The sequence below is a fragment of the Psychrobacter sp. 1Y1 genome (assembly GCF_051847395.2).
In the GTDB taxonomy this organism is placed as follows: Bacteria; Pseudomonadota; Gammaproteobacteria; order Pseudomonadales; family Moraxellaceae; genus Psychrobacter.
Genome location: NZ_JBPYDF020000001.1, coordinates 1,192,258 through 1,210,915, shown reverse-complemented (window position 1 = coordinate 1,210,915; position 18,658 = coordinate 1,192,258). Strand labels below are relative to the sequence as shown.

The window sequence follows — 18,658 nt, the reverse complement described above, 5'->3', positions numbered from 1 at the left end:
CATAAAATTTATAAATCATAACTTAGTTAAATATCGAATCATAGCATTGACTGCATGTATTTTCACCGAAGCCTTGCTATTATACGGCTTAATATTAATAAAACCTATGCTATATCTTGATATAGTTTTTAATAAAATTGACGATTATTATCATAAAAAAATTATCGTTCAGCGCCGCGATTTTCTCTATCAGTCGCGATTTATCTGTAGGAATGTCCATGTCCAACCAGTTTCAGTTATTCAAGCGTCGTCGTTTTAGCGCTATGTTTTTCACCCAGTTTTTGGGCGCATTCAATGACAATATTTTTAAGCAGGCGCTCATACTGGTGCTCACTTATACTGCCGCCAGTAAATTGGGCGTAGAGGTCAGTATCCTTAATAACTTGGCCGCCATGTTATTCATCTTGCCCTACTTTTTGTTTTCTGCTTTGGCAGGACAGATTGCTGATAAATATGAAAAATCAAAGCTCACGCAGTTTATTAAACTTCTTGAGCTGGTCATCATGGCAGTTGCCGCAGTCGGCTTTGTCTTTGAATGGTATGCACTGCTATTTGTCGCGTTGTTTTTGATGGGTACACATTCGACTTTCTTTGGACCGATCAAATACGCTTATCTGCCACAAGCGATGAAAGAAGATGAACTGGTCGGCGCCAACGGCCTTTTTCAGATGGGTACTTCGCTGGCTATTTTGGTCGGTATGATTGTCGCTGGTATTTTGACTCAGCTATCACAATCATTATATTGGATTAGTGCCACGGTATTGGTTGTCGCTGTTTTGGGATATTTAGCTGCACGCTATATCCCTAATATGCCGGCGATGCAGCCTGACCTGAAGATTAATTGGAATATTATTACGACCAGCTTAGCCACTATCCGTTACTTATACTCCTTGCCTTTTTTGTTCTTTATCATTCTTGGCAACAGCTGGTTTTGGTTTTATGGGGCGACGTTTTTGACCCAAGTGCCAGAGTTCAGCAAGGTGATTTTGCTTGGTGATGAGTCAGTCGTTATTTTCTTACTCACATTGTTTTCTGTTGGTGTGTCGATCGGTTCGGTGCTGTGCAAAACATTGACCAAAAACAAAGTTAGCTTGCGTTTATTACCTTTTGGTATTGCTGGATTAAGTATCTTTGCTATTGATTTGTATTTTTCACTTTCAGGTTTAGATATAAATGTGAATAATGACACATTACTTGGCATCGGTGATTTGTTTAATATAAGTGGTAGCTGGCGGGTGTTTGCAGATTTGTTCTTATTAGGGTTCAGCGGTGGTTTGTATATCGTACCGCTATATGCTTCTATGCAAGCCTACGCACCTAAGAGCCATCGAGCACGTATTGTCGGTGCGAATAATATTTTTAATGCGATATTTATGGTTACATCAGCGATTTTTGCGATTGTTATTTTAAATGTTTTAGGGTTTACGCTACCGCAGCTATTCTTGGTAACAGGGCTATTAAATATTGTGTTTGGTGCGTTCTTATATATTAAACTCAATAAACATATTAAGCATACCGTTATCCAAACCAACGATGGTATAGCGCCTTAAATAAGTTTGGCTCTATAGATATAGTCTAATGTTGGGCTGATGACTTCGTTGCTTTTATTGCTATAGCAACCTACGAACTATTTATAGGTTATTTATGGGCTACCTAGACAGTAATATTCGAGCCGATAATTTGGATTGTTTGCTATAGTAATACGCATTATGCCGTTGCATTTAGACGGTAACATACTTTATTTTATTGACAGTTTTTAACACCATCAGGAGTGAGTTATGACCCTGCGTCCTTTATCTAAAATTGACCAGTTGTTACTTGGGGTCGATAAGGCATTACGAGCTGTCGTGCCCCATTCCAATCCAAGCACGCGCCCGTTGCCCGTCAGCAGCGATGAGATTCCTGAGTTGACTATTACAGAGGCGCGGCACGTATCAGGTCTTATGCGTATCAATCATACCGGTGAAGTATGTGCGCAAGGTCTATACCATGGCCAAGCCTTTGCCGCAAAAGATAGTGGTGTCAAACAAGCCATGCAACAATCGGCCGAAGAAGAAGTCGATCATTTGGTCTGGTGCGAGACTCGTCTAAGCGAACTTGGTAGCCATGCCAGCGTATTTACACCGCTTTGGTACGGTATGTCTTTTGGACTCGGTGCGGTAGCAGGTGCGATCTCAAATGAGTTTAGTCTAGGGTTTGTAGCAGAAACAGAAGCGCAGGTCAGCGAGCATCTACAGGATCATATCAAGCAGCTACCTGAACATGATCAGCGCTCAAAAGAAATACTGGCACAAATGGATAAAGAGGAGCTGCATCATCGCGAGCTAGCACTTGCAAGTGGCGGCGCTGCCCTTTCTCCGGCAGTACGTCGGACCATGCGATGGATGGCAAATCGTATGAAAGATACTGCTTATCACTTATAGCTTATCACTTATGGCTACAGGTACTGTTGTTAGTTGCTGTTGTCGATTTTCTTACTCATCAATGTCTGCACAGATTTACGTAGGTTTGCTTAATTCTAGCGATTAACAATCCTACCACAGATAGCGTAAAGCTTAATTTGCTACGGTATTAAAAATTTGTACGATTTTGCAGCAATGCGCTATTTATATTACCGTCCAATCAATGAATAACAACCAAATAAATTAAATAAGGTAACGATTTTTATGAAAGCGATTCTCTCTAGTAGCCACTCTATTAAGTCACCAAAGTTTGCAACGTTGACCGTTATGGCTGCAACCTGTGCCATGCTATTATCTGCACCTGTGAATGCAGCAGAAACTGATGCCACTGCAACAGCTGTACCTAGTGCGATGGATTCAAGCAAACGTGTAATTCGTCTTGCTCGTCCTAATGCAGCTATCAGTCCTGCTCAAGCCAATGCCGCTCAAACAAGCTTGCCAGCAACACCTGCGAGCAACAGCCAGCCGACTAATGCGCAAACCACTAACATGCAACTAAGCGGCACTCTGCAAAACAATGCATCTGTTAGCACTGCTCAACCTCAAACACCACAAATGATGTCGCCTGCTGCTGCACCTGTCATGAACGGTACTACTCGTGTTTATGAGCCTGGTCCAATGACAGCTACCGGTATCGACTTGCGTAGCGGACAACTTCCGAATATTCCTACACCGCAAGTACAATTATCAGATATGAGCTTTGTGAAAACTGTACTAATTCCACAACAAAAAGGGCTAGGTACTGATAAGCTTGATGTCAGTTTATTAGATGACTTCATCGCTGACGTATCCCCTAACGCGCGTCACTATCCACCAAACTTCCCTAACCGCACACAGCGTCATTACACTCGTGAAAAAATCAAAGTATTAGCGGATTGGATCGAACCTTATGCTAAGTCGCCAAATGCTTCTTATGATGTGTTGCTTCGTGCTGCTAAGCTAAACGGTATGGGTCGTAACCTAGACTTGGGTTCAGACTACACGGTACGTGGTGGTCAGTATGTCGATCGCGCTATCAAGCTGCAACCTGATAGTGGTGAGGCTAACTTCCTATACGGTATGATGCTATCAGAGGGTGGCGGATTCAAAGAAGGTCAAAAGTATCTAGATCGCGCTGTCGCTCTAGGGTACACCGAAGCAGAACAAAGCTTGGCACAGTCAGATCTACTTAGTGACCGCCGTGCTAATGCGTTAGAACGCCTACGTCGTCTTGAAGGGCAATACCCTAACAATACTGTTATTCCTCAACAAATCAAACTCGTTGAAGAAGGCAAATTCTACATTTGGGATATTCCTGCCCCTGACATCAGTGTAAAACCAGGTGCTTAGATACGCTGCATTACTTAATGCATAGCAGATGAACATCTGAGGGTTTGGTTCAAAGGATATTTGTTTAATAAGACCCTCAATAGATAAATCTTTAATAAATAATCTAAGCTGCACATACCAAGCGCTTTTGTTTTATATCTATAAGACAAAAGCGCTTTTTTTCGACTAGTAGAAACACTTTCGTTTTAAAACATGCTTTTGTAGAACTGCAAATGAATAGTCTAATGCCAAAAGTTGCGCTACACTCATTATCAATTGCTACTTTCATTATTGATACTCTCATAACTACCGTTTATTGGACTGACTTATGACTTTCGCTGGCTTTAGCAAACAGACAGTAATGCATATTAATAAAAAAACCCTGCCCATTACGTCACTTATGCTTTTGGCGGCAGCAGTATTGCTACCAGCGTGTAGTACGGTGACGGTCGATAAACAAGCCTCGGCCAAGACCATCTCAGCGCAGCGCGGCAATATCGTCACTGACAATGCGCTAAGTAGCGACACAACATCTGCTTTGCTATCAGCAGGACTGAATGAGCAAGCCTGTATGCAGCAATTTGACTTATGCTTGACTCAGCTCTCTGATAGTATGCTTAACAGGCACTATCGGCCTGCCTTAGCTATTTTTGCAGAACTGCACTATGCAAAAGCGCGTCAACTATCTGATTCAAAAAACTGTCGTAATGCGCTTGCACGCCCGCCACTTGATCCGTATTACGCCAATGCGCCTTTAAGTAATGAGGATTCAAAAACACAGCAAGAAGAGACTGACCTGTGTTTAACCGATTATCAAGCAAGATTGTTTGATGCCGTCAAATACAGCTACACCTATCTATTTTATGACAGTTTGACCCATGACTTTGAAGGTGCAGAGCAAAATAGTAATAGCCATCGTGCGCAAAACCGTATTCCGAATGACAATGACATCCAAACCCAAGATATTTATAACGCTGCCAGTAACGACGTTATTACTCAAATCTATCAATCGACTGAAAATGCCAATAAATTGATGGGTGATACGAAAGTAGAATACCTGCCAATAACCTCTACCAAGCGTGATAACACCGATGAAGCAGCGATTGCCAATCGACCACCACTAAAGGGCAAAGCAACAGACCAAGTCAAAGTCATGAAAGTGACAGTAGATAACTACAACCTTGATATTTATTTGCCAAACGAAAACAACTATCTGCAAAACGCTCATAAACAAACTTCCGCTTTGGCAGACTTATCATCCACTTATGAGCTGCGACTATCTGGTCTCAATTCTGTGAGCAAACGCCCTGGCTTAGGCATCAGTTTGGTGGCGTCGTTGGATGATCGCTATACCACCACAATCCGTCAATTATTGGTCGCCTCCTTATCTGGTCGGCTAACAAATGAAAATAAAAACACCGACGATAGCGAGCCAAGCTCACGTATTTATCCGACTGGACATCTTTTACTAACTGGATTGATTAAGCCAGATGGCAATAGCGTATTAGATGCGCTGAGCAGTCGTAAGCTTGATATTCATTTATATAACCCGTACCAAACCGAGTCCGTCAATATCCTCAACGATGACTACCCACTGGCAGCCAACTTTTCGGCGGGATATGGCTTATGGCTATCAGAGAATCAATTAGATGGCGTAGGTTATTTAAACTTGATTACTCGCCAACCAGATGCTCAGCTGCCCAAACTCTTCATGCTCGAGCCTTATGATCCTGATAAACGCGTGTTGATTATGTTGCATGGGCTAGCCTCTAGTCCGGCCACTTGGGTCAATCTGACCAATGATATTCTTAATGATGACAAGCTGCGTGATAATTACCAAGTTTGGCAAATATTCTATCCAACCAATCTGCCTATTTTAGAAAATCGTTATCAGATTCAGCAGTTAATCAACAGCACGTATCAGCAGACTGATCCCAATGGACAAAATCGTGCCAGTCAAAACAGTGTAATTATCAGTCATAGTATGGGTGCCATTATCGCTCGTATGATGCTATCTGATGAAAATTTAGTCGATGATTTGGATAAGCTCAATGACAAAGATATCCTCTCTAGCAATGAGAAACAGCAAATCCGTAACGCGCTCAAAACGTCTTTTGGCGAAGATGAGTTAAAGCAACGATTTGAGCTACAGGCATTGCCGCAAGTAGACACTGCTGTGTTTCTATCTGCACCTTTCCGTGGTACCGATTATGCAGATCGTTGGTTCACCCGTGCGCTACGCCGCATCGTTTACTTACCCGTAGGTCTGGTCAAGACATTCACTGATAACTTAGCGACCATTGCCACTCAAGGCGATTTGGCACAAAACCCACTAGGCGCGTTATATTTGCAGAACGGTGCCAGCCAGTTAAGTGACAAGTCCTCTTTTATAGAGTTAACCAAAGACATCACTATTAATGAGCGTATCACTTACCATTCAATCATTGCCAATAACGATGCCGATATCACTAAAGGACTGGCACAAACGCAACCAAACGGTGCCAAAATTGATTTGTCTCAAGCGGTAGAAGACAATTCTGGAAATGAAACGGGGAGCGTTGATGTGAGTGACAATACTGAGACATCACAGCTACCACCCGAGCCGCTTGTTGCCGCTGTGACAGTCAATGATGATATTAGTCAAGCACTGACGGAGCGTTTATCAGATGGTATTGTTCCTTACAACAGTGCACATCTCGATGGCGCCGCGTCTGAGACAATTATCAATGGCGGCCATAGTATTCAGACCAATCCGCAGACCATTTTGACGTTGCGAAGAATTTTGCATAAGCAGCTACAAGAATGATGTAGATTTTTGTTATTTCACGAGGTTTTTGATGTGCAAATCGTAACCTTTAAACATCAGTTATAGGTTTCAAATAAGCAGTATGTTCACGCATACTGCTTTGTTTTTAATAATATTAATTTTATTTTTCAATGTTTGAATTATGTTATTTTGATGACTCTTAGGTCTGCAACTGACAGATGGGGTTGCTTGCGTGTATATCTAGGTGAGCGCATAATATATCTATAGCACATGACAGTAATATGTAAATTTATAAGGACATAAATTATTCAATTCAGCTAAACAGTGAGTCGCAAACTTAGCCACAATTTATGTCTAATGGAGCTAAGTCCACGTCACTGAGCTATTGCCCGTAATGCTTGCCACTTTGATCGATGGATAGTTTACGGACAGTTACTTGAGCGTTGTATGGAAGTCAGCGCTATTCAGCTAACAGATGAGAGTAACCGTTTATGTTCGCTACATTTATGATTGACCAGCTCGATGCGCTGCTGCTTGCGCGTATCCAATTCGCTTTTGTTATCTCGTTCCATATCGTCTTTCCCGCCTTTTCTATCGGTCTAGCCAGCTGGCTTGCGGTGCTTGAATTCCGCTGGTTAAGAACTGGTGAACCTATCTATGCTGAAGTCTACAAGCATTGGGTCAAAATATTTGCTGTCGTCTTTGGTCTAGGCGTGGTATCAGGCGTGGTGATGTCCTACCAATTCGGTACCAACTGGGCAGTGTTCTCTGATAAAGCCGGTAACGTTTTAGGCCCATTACTCGCCTATGAGGTACTGACGGCGTTCTTTTTAGAAGCGTCCTTTTTGGGGATTATGCTATTTGGGTGGGGCCGCGTGAGCAAACGCATGCATTTTGCCTCAACCGCCATTGTTGCTATCGGTACCTTGATTTCAGGTTTTTGGATATTGGCCGCCAACAGCTTTATGCAGACCCCTCAAGGTTTTATGATGGGTGCAGATGGCCTGCTCTATCCTACCGACTGGCTTGAAATTATCTTCAATCCCTCATTCCCTTACCGTTATGCTCATATGATGACCGCAGCCTTTCTGACCACTGCTTTTGTTATTGGTGGTATCGGCGCATATTATATTCAATCTAAAAAGCACGTCGAGCACCGCGCACATGGTCGTGTGATGCTAGGTATGGCGATGATTATGGCCATCTTTGTTGCGCCTGCGCAGGTATTGATTGGTGATGAGCATGGTCTAAATACCCTTGAACACCAACCTGCTAAAGTGGCTGCAATGGAAGGACTCTGGGAGGATGAACGCGGTGCCGCACTACGCCTCTTTGCGATTCCTGACCAAGAAAATCAGACCAATAAGTACGAAGTAAAAATTCCTTATGTGACTGGTTTAATCTTGACCCACTCGTTAGATGGTGAAGTTAAAGGGCTCAAAAACTGGGCACCTGAAGATCAACCACCTGTTATCATCGTGTTTTGGGCGTTTCGTATCATGGTTGGTATTGGCATGCTTATGGTACTGGTCGGCCTATTCAGTCTATACAAATACTTCAAAAAACAGCAGTTCAATACTGACAGTGTGTGGTTCCACCGTGCTTGGATGATGATGACTCCGCTTGGTTTTATCGCCTTATTATCAGGTTGGTTCGTAACCGAAACAGGGCGTCAGCCGTGGACAGTTTATGGGGTCATTCGTACTGCTGAAAGTATGTCTCCTCTTGCAGCACAGCAAGTAGCGACCACATTGATTGGCTTTATCGTGCTGTACATATTTGTCTTTGGTGCAGGCAGTTTTTATATCTTGCGCTTGATTGCTCAAGGGCCGAAACCTTATACAGATCCTGCAGAAGATAACTTCTACGAGCACTCAGTAACTGAGAGTCAAGGCCGCGCGTTAAGTGGTGATAGTAATCCTGCCAAAGGTACTGAAGAAGGCTTAGATGAGCCTGCAAATGATGTCGATGATGGAGGATTACGCTAATGTTTAACTTCGGTGATGTATTAGATTTACCTCTCATTTGGGGCGGTTTGATTGCTTTGTCTGTCTTTGTCTATGTACTGCTTGATGGCTTTGATTTGGGCTGCGGTATCTTGTTCCCATTTGCAGGATCAGATAAAAACCGTAGCCGCATGATGAACTCTATCGCCCCATTTTGGGACGGTAACGAGACGTGGCTAGTGCTAGGCGGTGGTGGTCTATTCGCAGCATTCCCTGTTGCTTATGGCATTATCATGACAGGTCTTTATTTACCCGTGACTGCCATGTTGTTCGGTCTTATCATGCGCGGTGTGGCGTTTGAATTTCGCTTTAAATCCTCTTCACGTCGGCATGTGTGGGATACCTTTTTCTTTGTCGGCTCAGTCGTTGCCACTTTCTCTCAAGGCATTATGCTTGGGGCATTGGTGCAAGGGTTAGAGGCAAGCAATCGCTTGTACACGGGCGGGCCATTTGATTGGCTCACGCCCTTCTCGATTGTGTGCGGATTTGCCATGATTATCGGCTATGCCTTACTTGGTTCAACGTGGCTTATCATAAAAACAGAGCACACGTTACAAGTATGGGCGCGCCAAGTTTCTAGATGGATGCTTACTGCGTTACTAGTAGCGATGATTGTAGTCACAGCGTTTATGTACTTCTCAGACATCGACGCATTAGAAGGATGGTTTAGTTTCCCAGATTTGTTATACCTTGCTCCTATGCCTATCATTGTCATGCTCTTATTCTTTATCATGCGTAAAGACTTAAAAACAGAGCGTGAGTATCGTCCATTTTTACTAACGGTTGCTCTATTTTTAATGGGTTACATCGGCGTTTGTTTCGCCCTATTCCCTTATATCGTACCGTATCAAATGACGATTTATGAGGCTGCTGCTGCCGATACTTCGTTATCATTCATGCTGATTGGCGCCTGTATCATGTTACCGATTATCTTGAGCTATACAGCATTTGCTTACTATACCTTCAAAGGTAAATCTGATCACAATCCGATGTACTAGTCGCTAATCGCGGCGCGCAACGGATCAGCTAAAAAGGATGGCTATCATCGTTTATAGATGATAGTCACACTTCATACGCTAATCAGGAGATCTCTATGAAAAAGTTCAGTAAAAAACAATCGCAATGGGCATGGTTCGTGGGTCTATATTTAGCAGGGTTTTTAGTGGTGTTTACCATTGCTCAGCTAATTAAACTGGCCATGGGTGTTTAGCGTAATCGCCTACTCATACGATTGAGTGCTAGTTAGTTAGCTAATGAATAGCTTGCTAGATGTTAAATTTGCATTTCTATCTTGCCAATATACCTTGTAGATGTATCGTAAAAAATAATTCTATATGCATAAAAAAAAGCAGCGTTGAATAATCGACGCTGCTTTTTATTTATTTTAAATTTATCAGTTTGGTTTACCTGCATGCTTGATATCATGCTGTTCTATAAACTCATTGACCTGTGTTAGACGCTCTGGTGTCCCCACATCTATCCAATTATCTGTCGTCACTTCAGCGGTAATCTGAAACTTTATCATTGCTTGCTTTAGCAGTGGTGCCAATGCAGCAGGCTGTCCTGATACCAGACCTTCTACCAATTTGGGTGACATTACGCTAATACCAGCGAAGGTATACTTATCTGCATCGCCTACCGGCTGTTCACTCGCTAGGCCATTATTAATCGCAAAATCGCCGCCATTATTGTGCTCTGGATTATCTATCAATAACAAGTGCGCGCGCTGATCCGCTCCCAATGTATAGTCTGTTAATTGAGAGAAGTCATAGGTAGTCCAGACATCAGAATTAACCAGAATAAATGGCTCATCCTTTAGCTTACCTGATTGTAATGCCTGAAAAATGCCGCCTGCGGTCTCAAGCGGTTCATCGTCTTCTACTGACCAATGCAGCTTTACGCCATACTGTGAACCGTCGCCTAAGCTGTCCATTAGCTTATCTGCCAACCATGATGCATTGACCGTGATATCGGTAATGCCTGCTGCTTGTAGTGCTCTAATATGCCAAACTATAAGCGGTTGACCTGCGACTTCAACCAAAGGCTTGGGCGTCTCAAGTGTTAATGGACGTAGGCGTGTGCCCTTGCCCGCTGCCAAAATCATGGCTTGTGTAATCGTAGAGGTAGACATCTGCGTTCCTATCTTTATTATTTAAATTAATTTAGCTGAGCGTCATCTACGCTGAAGCAAACTTCTCTTTATAAGCAGGTAGCACTGCCTCTTGTAGCCATTGATTAAACGATATAACTGATTGTTTGAGTTCATCGCTGCCATGTTTGGCAAGCCAGTTTAATTCAATAATCAAATCACGCATAACTTTAGGGATATCCGCCAAATAGCGGTCTTTGCCATCGCGTTCAGACAAACGAATAAAAATCCCTAATACCTTTAGATGACGTTGTACGCCTATGACATTTACATCGTTTTCAAACTGCACCGCGCTATCAGCAGTGGTCAGTGATTTCTGCTTTTGTAGCTGCCAAAAGTCATTAATCCATGCAGATATTTGGCTCTCTGACCACTCAACATAAGCATCGCGTACTAACGACACTAGATCATAAGCATACGAACCAATGACGGCATCTTGAAAATCAATCACGCCCAACTTTGATTTATCTGCTTGGTCTTGCATGAGGTTACGGCTGTGGTAATCACGATGGACCACCACTTGTGGCTGTTGCAAAATCTCATTCATTAACGCTGTTTTTAGGTTTACCCAAACCTGCTCATCTAGCGCGACACCAATGTAAGGCATAAACCATTCGCTAAATAAATCCATCTCGCGGTCTAATAGTGCTGTGTCATAATCTGGCAATTGGTGTTGCGACTTTGCCGTTTCTACTGGTACCGTTTGGAGCGCGACTAATGTCTGCATTGCTAGTTGATAGTAGTCATTGATTTGGTCTGCGGTTGCATCGACAAGCAAATGAGCAAATTCTACTGTGCCAAAATCTTGTAATACCAAAAATCCTTTTTCTACGTTTTGTGCAGTCAGTGTCGGCACGTTGACAGCAGGTGCCATCAGCTTAGCGACATTGATAAACTGCAGCATCGCATCTTGCTCGTCAGCGGAGTCCATGACGATATAATGCTTATTGGCACTATTGTCTGTCTCTGATAGTTCAGTACGATGATATCGGCGGGCACTAGCGTCACCAGGTAAGCTGTCTAGACTAAAGGTTTGATCTAAAAATACTTGCTGTAACCATTGTTCTAATTGCTGTTGGCGGTTGTTATTTTCATCGATCATATCAGTCTCTAAAGTCGTTTTGTCAGTCATATTGGGCATCGCTGGTTAAATATAAGTCATAAATAATTAAAGTAGTGATAAGTCTGACAAATACTTGCTAAAATAGCGATATGCGGCGGTGCTATACAAGCTGCCGCAGACGTATTGCTATATCATTCGATACTTAATGTCGGATAGAATCGCTATCGCTACTTAACAATCAGCATGGCTATATTATAAATTTTGGTAAATAGTGTAGCTGATTTGGTTTTTTTTGACTATGATTAGTCGTCATTATATGTAAAACATCCGAATTTTTGAGAATACATTAGTCATATTTTAGTTGCTCGTTCACTGCTTTGTGTCGTTCGGTGATACCGCTACTAAACTCAGTCATGCAATCCAATAAGCTCTGCAATCATAGGTGTGCCCTTGTTATATTCTCCGCTTTACCAAAGCATCCGTTTGATCTTATTTGGTGCCTTAGGCTTATCTAGCCTAACTGTCAGTGCTGCCATTGGTGATGCCAATACGCAAAAAACTGAACCACTCACTACGGATAGTACAGGCAGCTATGCGTCTAATAGTGTGGCGACTGACACCAATAGTATTAGTCGTACTCAAAGTAATGATGGCTATCAAGAAGCAGATATTCTAAATGACAGCTATCAAGAGAATACTAATTCTGCTAATACGAATAACGTTACTTTATCGAATGATACTGCGTTAGATAGTAGATTCTCTGAAAACAATGACCTAGATATTACAGAGATTAATGAAGCTGCTGACTCTGAAGCTTTTAGCAACGAAGTTTCTAATGCTGCTAATCTAAATACAGAAACTAGCAACCAAGCAAGCAGTGATGCAACAGATAGCAATGCCTTTGTCCCTAAAGCGATAACAACAGACAATGGCAAGCTAGATCTTAATGATGAGAGTATTCAAGCTAGCTTAATGCGCTTAGCAGAGTTTTATGAGCTAACACCAGATACCGATGCTTCAACATTAAGCAATGAGGCTATCAGCACTGAAGCGGACAATGCTCATAATAACGCCATACCTGCCGCACAGACGATTCCAAAGGTCGGTAGAGATTTACGTCTGTTGCCGAATGCCGTGGACAGTGCCCAGCGCTGTGAAGGTCAATGGGTATATCCGCAGAGTAACCCCAACTATCAACGCGCTGTAAACGAAGCTAGTACGGCAAACGGACAACCAGCACCAAATGTGGCCAGCGTTCCGAACAATCAAGCTCCTTTATTTACCGAGTCTGATTACGGTTATTACAATAACGTGAACTATGCTGAACTATCTGGCAATGTAAAAATTGACCAAGGCACTCAGCATATCGAAGCAGAAAAAGTCATGATTGACTTGAGCAATGGCGTTGCGGCTGCTCAAGGCAAAGTCATGTTTACAGATAATGCGACTGGACAGCGTACAAGCAACGTCTCTACAAACAATGCCGCTACAAATAATGGCCAAGCCAGCTTTAACGATAGAGCGGTACAAGGCGGTCTAATTGGCGTTGCAGATAGCTTGAATTACAATACTGAGACTGGTCAATCAACAGCCAATGATGTGGCGTTTGCCAGTGTTGGTCTACAAGCGCACGGCTATGCCAAACGCTTAAACAAACCTAACGAGAGTGAATACGATCTGGATCAGGTTATGTTTAGTACCTGTCCACCTACCAACCGCAAATGGCAGTTTGAAGCCAAAAGTATCGATCTAAATACCGATACAGGGCGCGGCGAAGCGTATAACACTACTTTCCGTGTGGCTGACATACCCGTATTTTATCTCCCCTACTTCAACTTCCCGATAGACAGTCGTCGCAGTAGTGGGTTTTTATTACCAAGTGCTAGCGTCAGTAGTGAAAGTGGTCTTGAAGTTGATATTCCTTATTATTTCAACTTAGCACCTAACTATGATGCCACTCTTAACACGCATATTTATACTGACCGTAACCCCATGCTATCAGGTGAGTTCCGTTATCTGACTGAGAGCTATGGGGAAGGTATTTTAAACGGTTCATACTTACCAAACGACAAAGAGTATGACGACGAAGATCGTACCAGCTTGTTTTATGACCACACTTGGTCGTCGAAAAGCATTCCACGATTAAGCGCTGATGCCGAATACAACTATGTATCAGATGCCGATTACCTGAATGATTTTGATACGTTGGGCTTGTCAGATAGCACTATAAACTTGCCACGTCGTGCCCGTGTCAATTATTACAATGATTATGTCGATGGTGAACTAAAAGTCGAAACCTTCCAGACTTTAGATGCTTTCACTGATAATGGTGAGGCGTTAGAAGACAAAGACAAGCCGTACTCACGTTTGCCACAGCTCAAATTAAATTATCGCCTGCCTTGGGCTGAGCGCTTCGATATCACCGGTATTCATGATTCTGCATACTTCAAAAAATCTATCGATGATGGTTCTGAAAACGAAAAAAGTGGCGCACGTATTTATAATAAACTGAGCGCCGCCTATCCGATGGAAACCTCTTGGGGTTATATCAAACCTAAGCTGAGCTTGCAGCATCTATATACGTCATATGATGAAGATAGCTTAGAAGATAATCAGCTTAGTGAAGAAGATGGCAGTCAGTCGGTGTTTGTTCCGCAAGCCAGTATCGATGCAGGACTACACTTCTATCAAGCGGGCTCACCATTTGGTGCGTTTGACGATACGATGGGTGGCTATCGTTTACTTAGCCCACGCGTAAAATATACGTATTCACCGTATAAGAACCAAAACGACATTCCTAACTTTAATACGCGTATTGCCTCTATTAACTATGAGCAGCTGTTTTCGGACAGTTGGTTCTTAGGTCATGATCGTTTGCAGGATTTGCACTCTATTACGCCTGGCGTCAATTATCGTTACATCGATGCAACGGGTGTGACACGTTTTGATGGTAGCATTGCAGAACAGTTCTATCTAGATGATGGACGTGTAACACTTGATGACGATCAGCCTGTTTTTACCTCGTCTTCTTCAGGTATGGTATGGGATACCAGCACTCAGCCTTATAATAATTTTTGGGTTGATGTTAGCGGTGCCCTAACCAGTAATTATGATTTGAACTACATTACGACTGAGCTGCGTTATCAGCCATCAGACAACAGCTTATTTAATGTGGGTTATGTTAAGCGTCAGCGTGATGATAATACCGATCAGTTGCCATTATCGGCGTTTACCGCTTCCGCTGTTTTCCCTATCAATAACAGCTGGCGTATATTGGCTCAAGGTCAGTACGATTATAATCGTAACAAGATGCTTGATTCACTCATCGGCGTTGATTACGAAGACTGCTGTTTCGGCTTTGCTGTTTATGGTCGCCGCTATTACAATGACCTAAACGTAAAAGACGAGCCAACACAAGCTATTATGGCAGAAGTTAGATTAAATGGTCTTGGCAGCGGTAGTAGCCGCTTGACACGATTGCTTGCTGATAAGATTTTGGGCTTTGAACCTGTACAGACGGCATGGAAAGACTAACCAGTTTTTTGCTAGATTAGAATTATTTACGTAAATATTTATAAGACACTATTTGAACCCCTATTATGGGAAACGCTGTCGAATATTTTATTATTAAGAGTATTGGATAGAGTTGACCGACTACCATCCGATGCAATGACATTGATGAGGAGCATCATGAGATTTTTTTCTTTACGTCAGACTAGCAGAGCAGTATTGCTATCTATGGCAGGCCTTACGCTTACGTTAAGTGCCAACGCTGCTACTGTCAAACCTGCAGCAGCTCAAGCTTCTACTCCTGCTGCGCAAAGCTCAATTGATCGCTTGACGCCAGCCAATAGCACAGACGGTATTATTGCTTTAGTCAATGAAAATGCTATCTTAAAAAGCGAACTGGTTGATGCTATCGAGCAAACTCAAGCACGTGCCAAAGCTGCTGGTGAGCCTATCGCAAACTCAGCACAACTACAGTCTGAAGTGTTAAATGCGCTTATTTTACGTGAACTACAACTGTCTATGGTCAAACGCGCGGGACTGTCTGCCGATGAAGCAGAAATCAATCAACGTCTTGGTCAAATCGCTCAAGCTGAAGGCCTTAATAGCATTGCAGCATTGCAGCAACGTCTAGATGCCGCACAACCTGGTAGTTATGCCAATCTACGCGCCAAACTGATCGAAGAGGCTTCTATCCAAGCGCTACAGCAGCGTCAAATTACTCGCCGAGTACGTATTAGCGAGCAAGACATTGATGCATTTTTGGCCTCACCTGAAGCCAAACGTCTGAATCAAAGCGAATATCAAACCATTCACGTACGTGTGCCTTATATAGATGACTATAGTCGCCTATCGGCCGCTCAACGTGAAGAAGCATTAAAAGTCGCACAGGCATTACGTACGCGTTTGCTTGCACCAAATGTCAACGTCGCTGAGGCCGTTGCCGCTAGCCAAGGTAGCTATCCGATTCCACTACAAGGTGGAGATATGGGCTTTCATAAGGCAGCTTCTTTACCGACAGAGCTGTCTAGCAAAATTACCAAGTTGGATGTTGGTACCGTAAGCGAGCCACTATTGACTCCTGAAGGTATTGATATCATTAAACTTGCTGATAAAAAAGCCAGCAATACGATGCTGATACCACAGTGGCATACTCGCCATATCTTAATCAAAGTTGATGACCTACAAACTGACGCGCTTGCTGAACAAAAAATTAATGATCTATACGAGCAGCTTCGTGGCGGCGCTGACTTTGCTAGCCTGGCCTCAACTTATTCAGACGATCCAGGTTCTGCAGGACGTGGCGGCGACCTTGATTGGGTTAGCGAAGAAGATATGGTTGGTCCATTTGAAGCCACAATGAAGAATACGGCTGTTGGCGACTACTCTGCGCCATTTAAGACACAGTTTGGTTGGCATATCCTCAAAGTTGATGGTAAGCGCGATCAAGATATTAGCGAGCAATATCGTCGCAATATGGCACGTCAAGCATTGTATCAACGCCTAGCTCCACAAGCTCAAGAAGACTGGTTACAAGAGCTACGTGCTGGCGCTTATATTCAGATACTTGGCTGATATGTTGCAATAAGCTAATAGTATTAAGTTAGCTAGAATATTGAATCGATTTAAATAAAGAAGGGTATATGCCATTGCATATACCCTTCTTTATTTTGCGCAGTTAGATAGTTAACTGGAAGCTTTGATGAGAAAATCCCAAAGTTAAATAGTTTAAATCTTGATAAACCAAAATCTACACAAAGAAAAACCCCGAACCTAGGGCGATTGGTTCAGGGTTTCAATACTTCGTGTTATTGTTATTATCTTTCTTCCGTGCTGACTCATCCTAAGTCATTTAACAGTATTATATAAGACAGCGGGCTGACCTGTGCTTTTATTGATACTGTCTCAACACTACATCCATGCGTATCCTTGTGTTGATGGATGTATTATAGGCCTATGGATTTGGTGCCGATAGAAGCTAAAGACTCTATTTTGCGTAAGCATATGCTTACATCACTTTTATGCATTACAGCTGATAAAAAGCCTCTTTTATCAACCAAAACTACGCTGCTCTTGTCTATGCTCTTCTGACACTTTTTCGCCTTCTTTCTTGCCTTCTTCGATTTTGTTGTCAGTCTCTTGGATATCTTCTGCTTGTGCAGTAGGCGCATTGCCTTCTTGCTTGCTTGCTTCTTCTGGCTCGTATTGTAAGGTAGTCATCACAGGAAAATGGTCAGATCCTACGGATGGCATACGCTGAATATCAACTACTGTAAAGCAGGCACTATGAAAGATATGATCTAAAGCCCAACGTAGAAATGGATATTTAACATGAAAGGTATTAATAAAATGTCGACCAATGCGAGGATCTAACAGGCCAGAGATACGTTGGAAACGGCGCGTGGTTTTTGACCATGCGACATCATTGAGATCACCTGCCAGTATCGCCGTTTGATTGTTTTCTTTTATATGTTTACCCACCATGAGCAGCTCAGCATCACGCGTGGTGGACTTATCAGCTTCAGTTGGGCTAGGCGGCATGGGATGCAAGCAATATAACCAAATGACGCGGCCTCCTTGCAAACGCAATTGAGTATGAATAGACGGTATATCATCTATCATCAAATACTTAACTTCAGGATCAATTAGCTCAAGCTTAGAATACAAGTGCATACCATATAGATTATCTAGTGGCACTTTCACGGTATAGGGATAATCAGACTCGACTTGCTGTAAGGCTTGCTCCCATTTCTTGTCACTCTCTAATGTAATTAAGATATCAGGCTGCTTTTGCTTAACCAAATCGACCAGTTTTTTTGTTTCGTCATTGGGCGTCAATACGTTTGATACCATGATTTTTATTTGATGCGCTTGCCCTTCTGGCTTGTCTTTTGCCTTTTGAACTTCTTTTTTCCACAGCTTAGTATATGGCAGTACCATTCTCAGCTGAAATGCTAACGTACCACTCAGCACAACAAACAATATCCACTGCCCTAATTCCCACTCTGAGGAAAACACTAACATGCCAAACCAAGCAATAATACCAAGCACCATTATTTGAATACGTGGAAACTCAACACCGCGCACCCACCAGTTATCCAGCGGCAACCAGCCCCAGATTGTGACAAAGGCGATGAATCCTGCTAGACCTTGTAAGGCGTAATATAATAGTGAGAGATCCATAAGTAGGTACTAACCGTTGATTAAAGTGTTGATAGAGCCGATGATGTATATTGGTTAAGCTTTTGTTTGATAAGAAATATCGTGGTTGTAACTCACCTGACATCAAATAACTAACGTCGAGTAATTGCGTTTGAGACTTACTTTAGCATTTCAGAAGATTCTCGCCTACTGGTGAGTCTCAATTATGCGACAACTATCATAAAACGTTACAAT

Annotated in this window: 12 protein-coding genes; 9 read left to right on the top strand and 3 right to left on the bottom strand. The window is 42.7% G+C overall.

Features of this window, described 5'->3' with window-relative positions:
* The first annotated feature begins 218 nt into the window (after nucleotides 1–218).
* From ACS8FA_RS19165 to ACS8FA_RS19135, 7 genes are all read left to right on the top strand, one after another.
* A complete protein-coding gene (locus tag ACS8FA_RS19165; protein WP_439265702.1) occupies nucleotides 219–1,550 on the top strand; it encodes an MFS transporter in 1,332 nt (443 codons plus the stop codon).
* Nucleotides 1,551–1,778: 228 nt separating this feature from the next.
* On the top strand, nucleotides 1,779–2,423 hold the full coding sequence (coq7, locus tag ACS8FA_RS19160; RefSeq protein WP_057759163.1) for a 2-polyprenyl-3-methyl-6-methoxy-1,4-benzoquinone monooxygenase: 645 nt from the start codon (nucleotides 1,779–1,781) through the stop codon (nucleotides 2,421–2,423).
* A 243-nt stretch (nucleotides 2,424–2,666) separates the two neighbouring features.
* A complete protein-coding gene (locus ACS8FA_RS19155; protein ID WP_165596896.1) occupies nucleotides 2,667–3,791 on the top strand; it encodes a tetratricopeptide repeat protein in 1,125 nt (374 codons plus the stop codon).
* 307 nt (nucleotides 3,792–4,098) lie between these two features.
* Nucleotides 4,099–6,576, top strand: coding sequence for an esterase/lipase family protein (locus ACS8FA_RS19150; protein WP_439265704.1), 2,478 nt, complete (start codon nucleotides 4,099–4,101; stop codon nucleotides 6,574–6,576).
* A 452-nt stretch (nucleotides 6,577–7,028) separates the two neighbouring features.
* Nucleotides 7,029–8,525: a cytochrome ubiquinol oxidase subunit I gene (locus tag ACS8FA_RS19145; protein WP_191114920.1), complete on the top strand. Its 1,497-nt coding sequence runs from the start codon at nucleotides 7,029–7,031 to the stop codon at nucleotides 8,523–8,525.
* Nucleotides 8,525–9,541, top strand: coding sequence for a cytochrome d ubiquinol oxidase subunit II (cydB, locus tag ACS8FA_RS19140; protein WP_238053208.1), 1,017 nt, complete (start codon nucleotides 8,525–8,527; stop codon nucleotides 9,539–9,541). The genes ACS8FA_RS19145 and cydB overlap by 1 nt, the downstream gene beginning before the upstream one ends.
* A gap of 95 nt (nucleotides 9,542–9,636) precedes the next feature.
* The gene (locus ACS8FA_RS19135; protein WP_101206161.1) at nucleotides 9,637–9,753 is read left to right on the top strand and encodes a DUF2474 domain-containing protein; all 117 of its coding nucleotides are present in this window, start codon (nucleotides 9,637–9,639) and stop codon (nucleotides 9,751–9,753) included.
* Between the two features lie 183 nt (nucleotides 9,754–9,936).
* On the opposite strand, the gene murU is transcribed toward ACS8FA_RS19135, so the two are convergent.
* Together murU and ACS8FA_RS19125 are read right to left on the bottom strand one after the other, a co-directional pair.
* Nucleotides 9,937–10,674 (bottom strand): N-acetylmuramate alpha-1-phosphate uridylyltransferase MurU, encoded by a 738-nt coding sequence (gene murU / locus ACS8FA_RS19130; protein ID WP_439265706.1) that lies wholly within the window; start codon nucleotides 10,672–10,674, stop codon nucleotides 9,937–9,939.
* Nucleotides 10,675–10,720: 46 nt separating this feature from the next.
* Nucleotides 10,721–11,824 carry an aminoglycoside phosphotransferase family protein gene (locus ACS8FA_RS19125; protein ID WP_439265708.1) on the bottom strand — a complete coding sequence of 368 codons (1,104 nt, stop codon included), beginning with the start codon at nucleotides 11,822–11,824 and terminating at the stop codon, nucleotides 10,721–10,723.
* 381 nt (nucleotides 11,825–12,205) lie between these two features.
* Here ACS8FA_RS19125 and lptD point away from each other — a divergent pair, with 381 nt between their 5' ends.
* Both lptD and ACS8FA_RS19115 read left to right on the top strand, forming a co-directional pair.
* Nucleotides 12,206–15,289, top strand: a complete 3,084-nt coding sequence (gene lptD / locus ACS8FA_RS19120; protein ID WP_439265710.1) for an LPS-assembly protein LptD — start codon at nucleotides 12,206–12,208, stop codon at nucleotides 15,287–15,289.
* 156 nt (nucleotides 15,290–15,445) lie between these two features.
* Nucleotides 15,446–16,837 carry a peptidylprolyl isomerase gene (locus tag ACS8FA_RS19115; protein WP_439265712.1) on the top strand — a complete coding sequence of 464 codons (1,392 nt, stop codon included), beginning with the start codon at nucleotides 15,446–15,448 and terminating at the stop codon, nucleotides 16,835–16,837.
* Nucleotides 16,838–17,314: 477 nt separating this feature from the next.
* Here the strand turns inward: ACS8FA_RS19115 and ACS8FA_RS19110 are convergent, their stop codons facing one another.
* Nucleotides 17,315–18,445: an endonuclease/exonuclease/phosphatase family protein gene (locus tag ACS8FA_RS19110; RefSeq protein WP_439265714.1), complete on the bottom strand. Its 1,131-nt coding sequence runs from the start codon at nucleotides 18,443–18,445 to the stop codon at nucleotides 17,315–17,317.
* Between the last annotated feature and the right edge of the window lie 213 nt (nucleotides 18,446–18,658).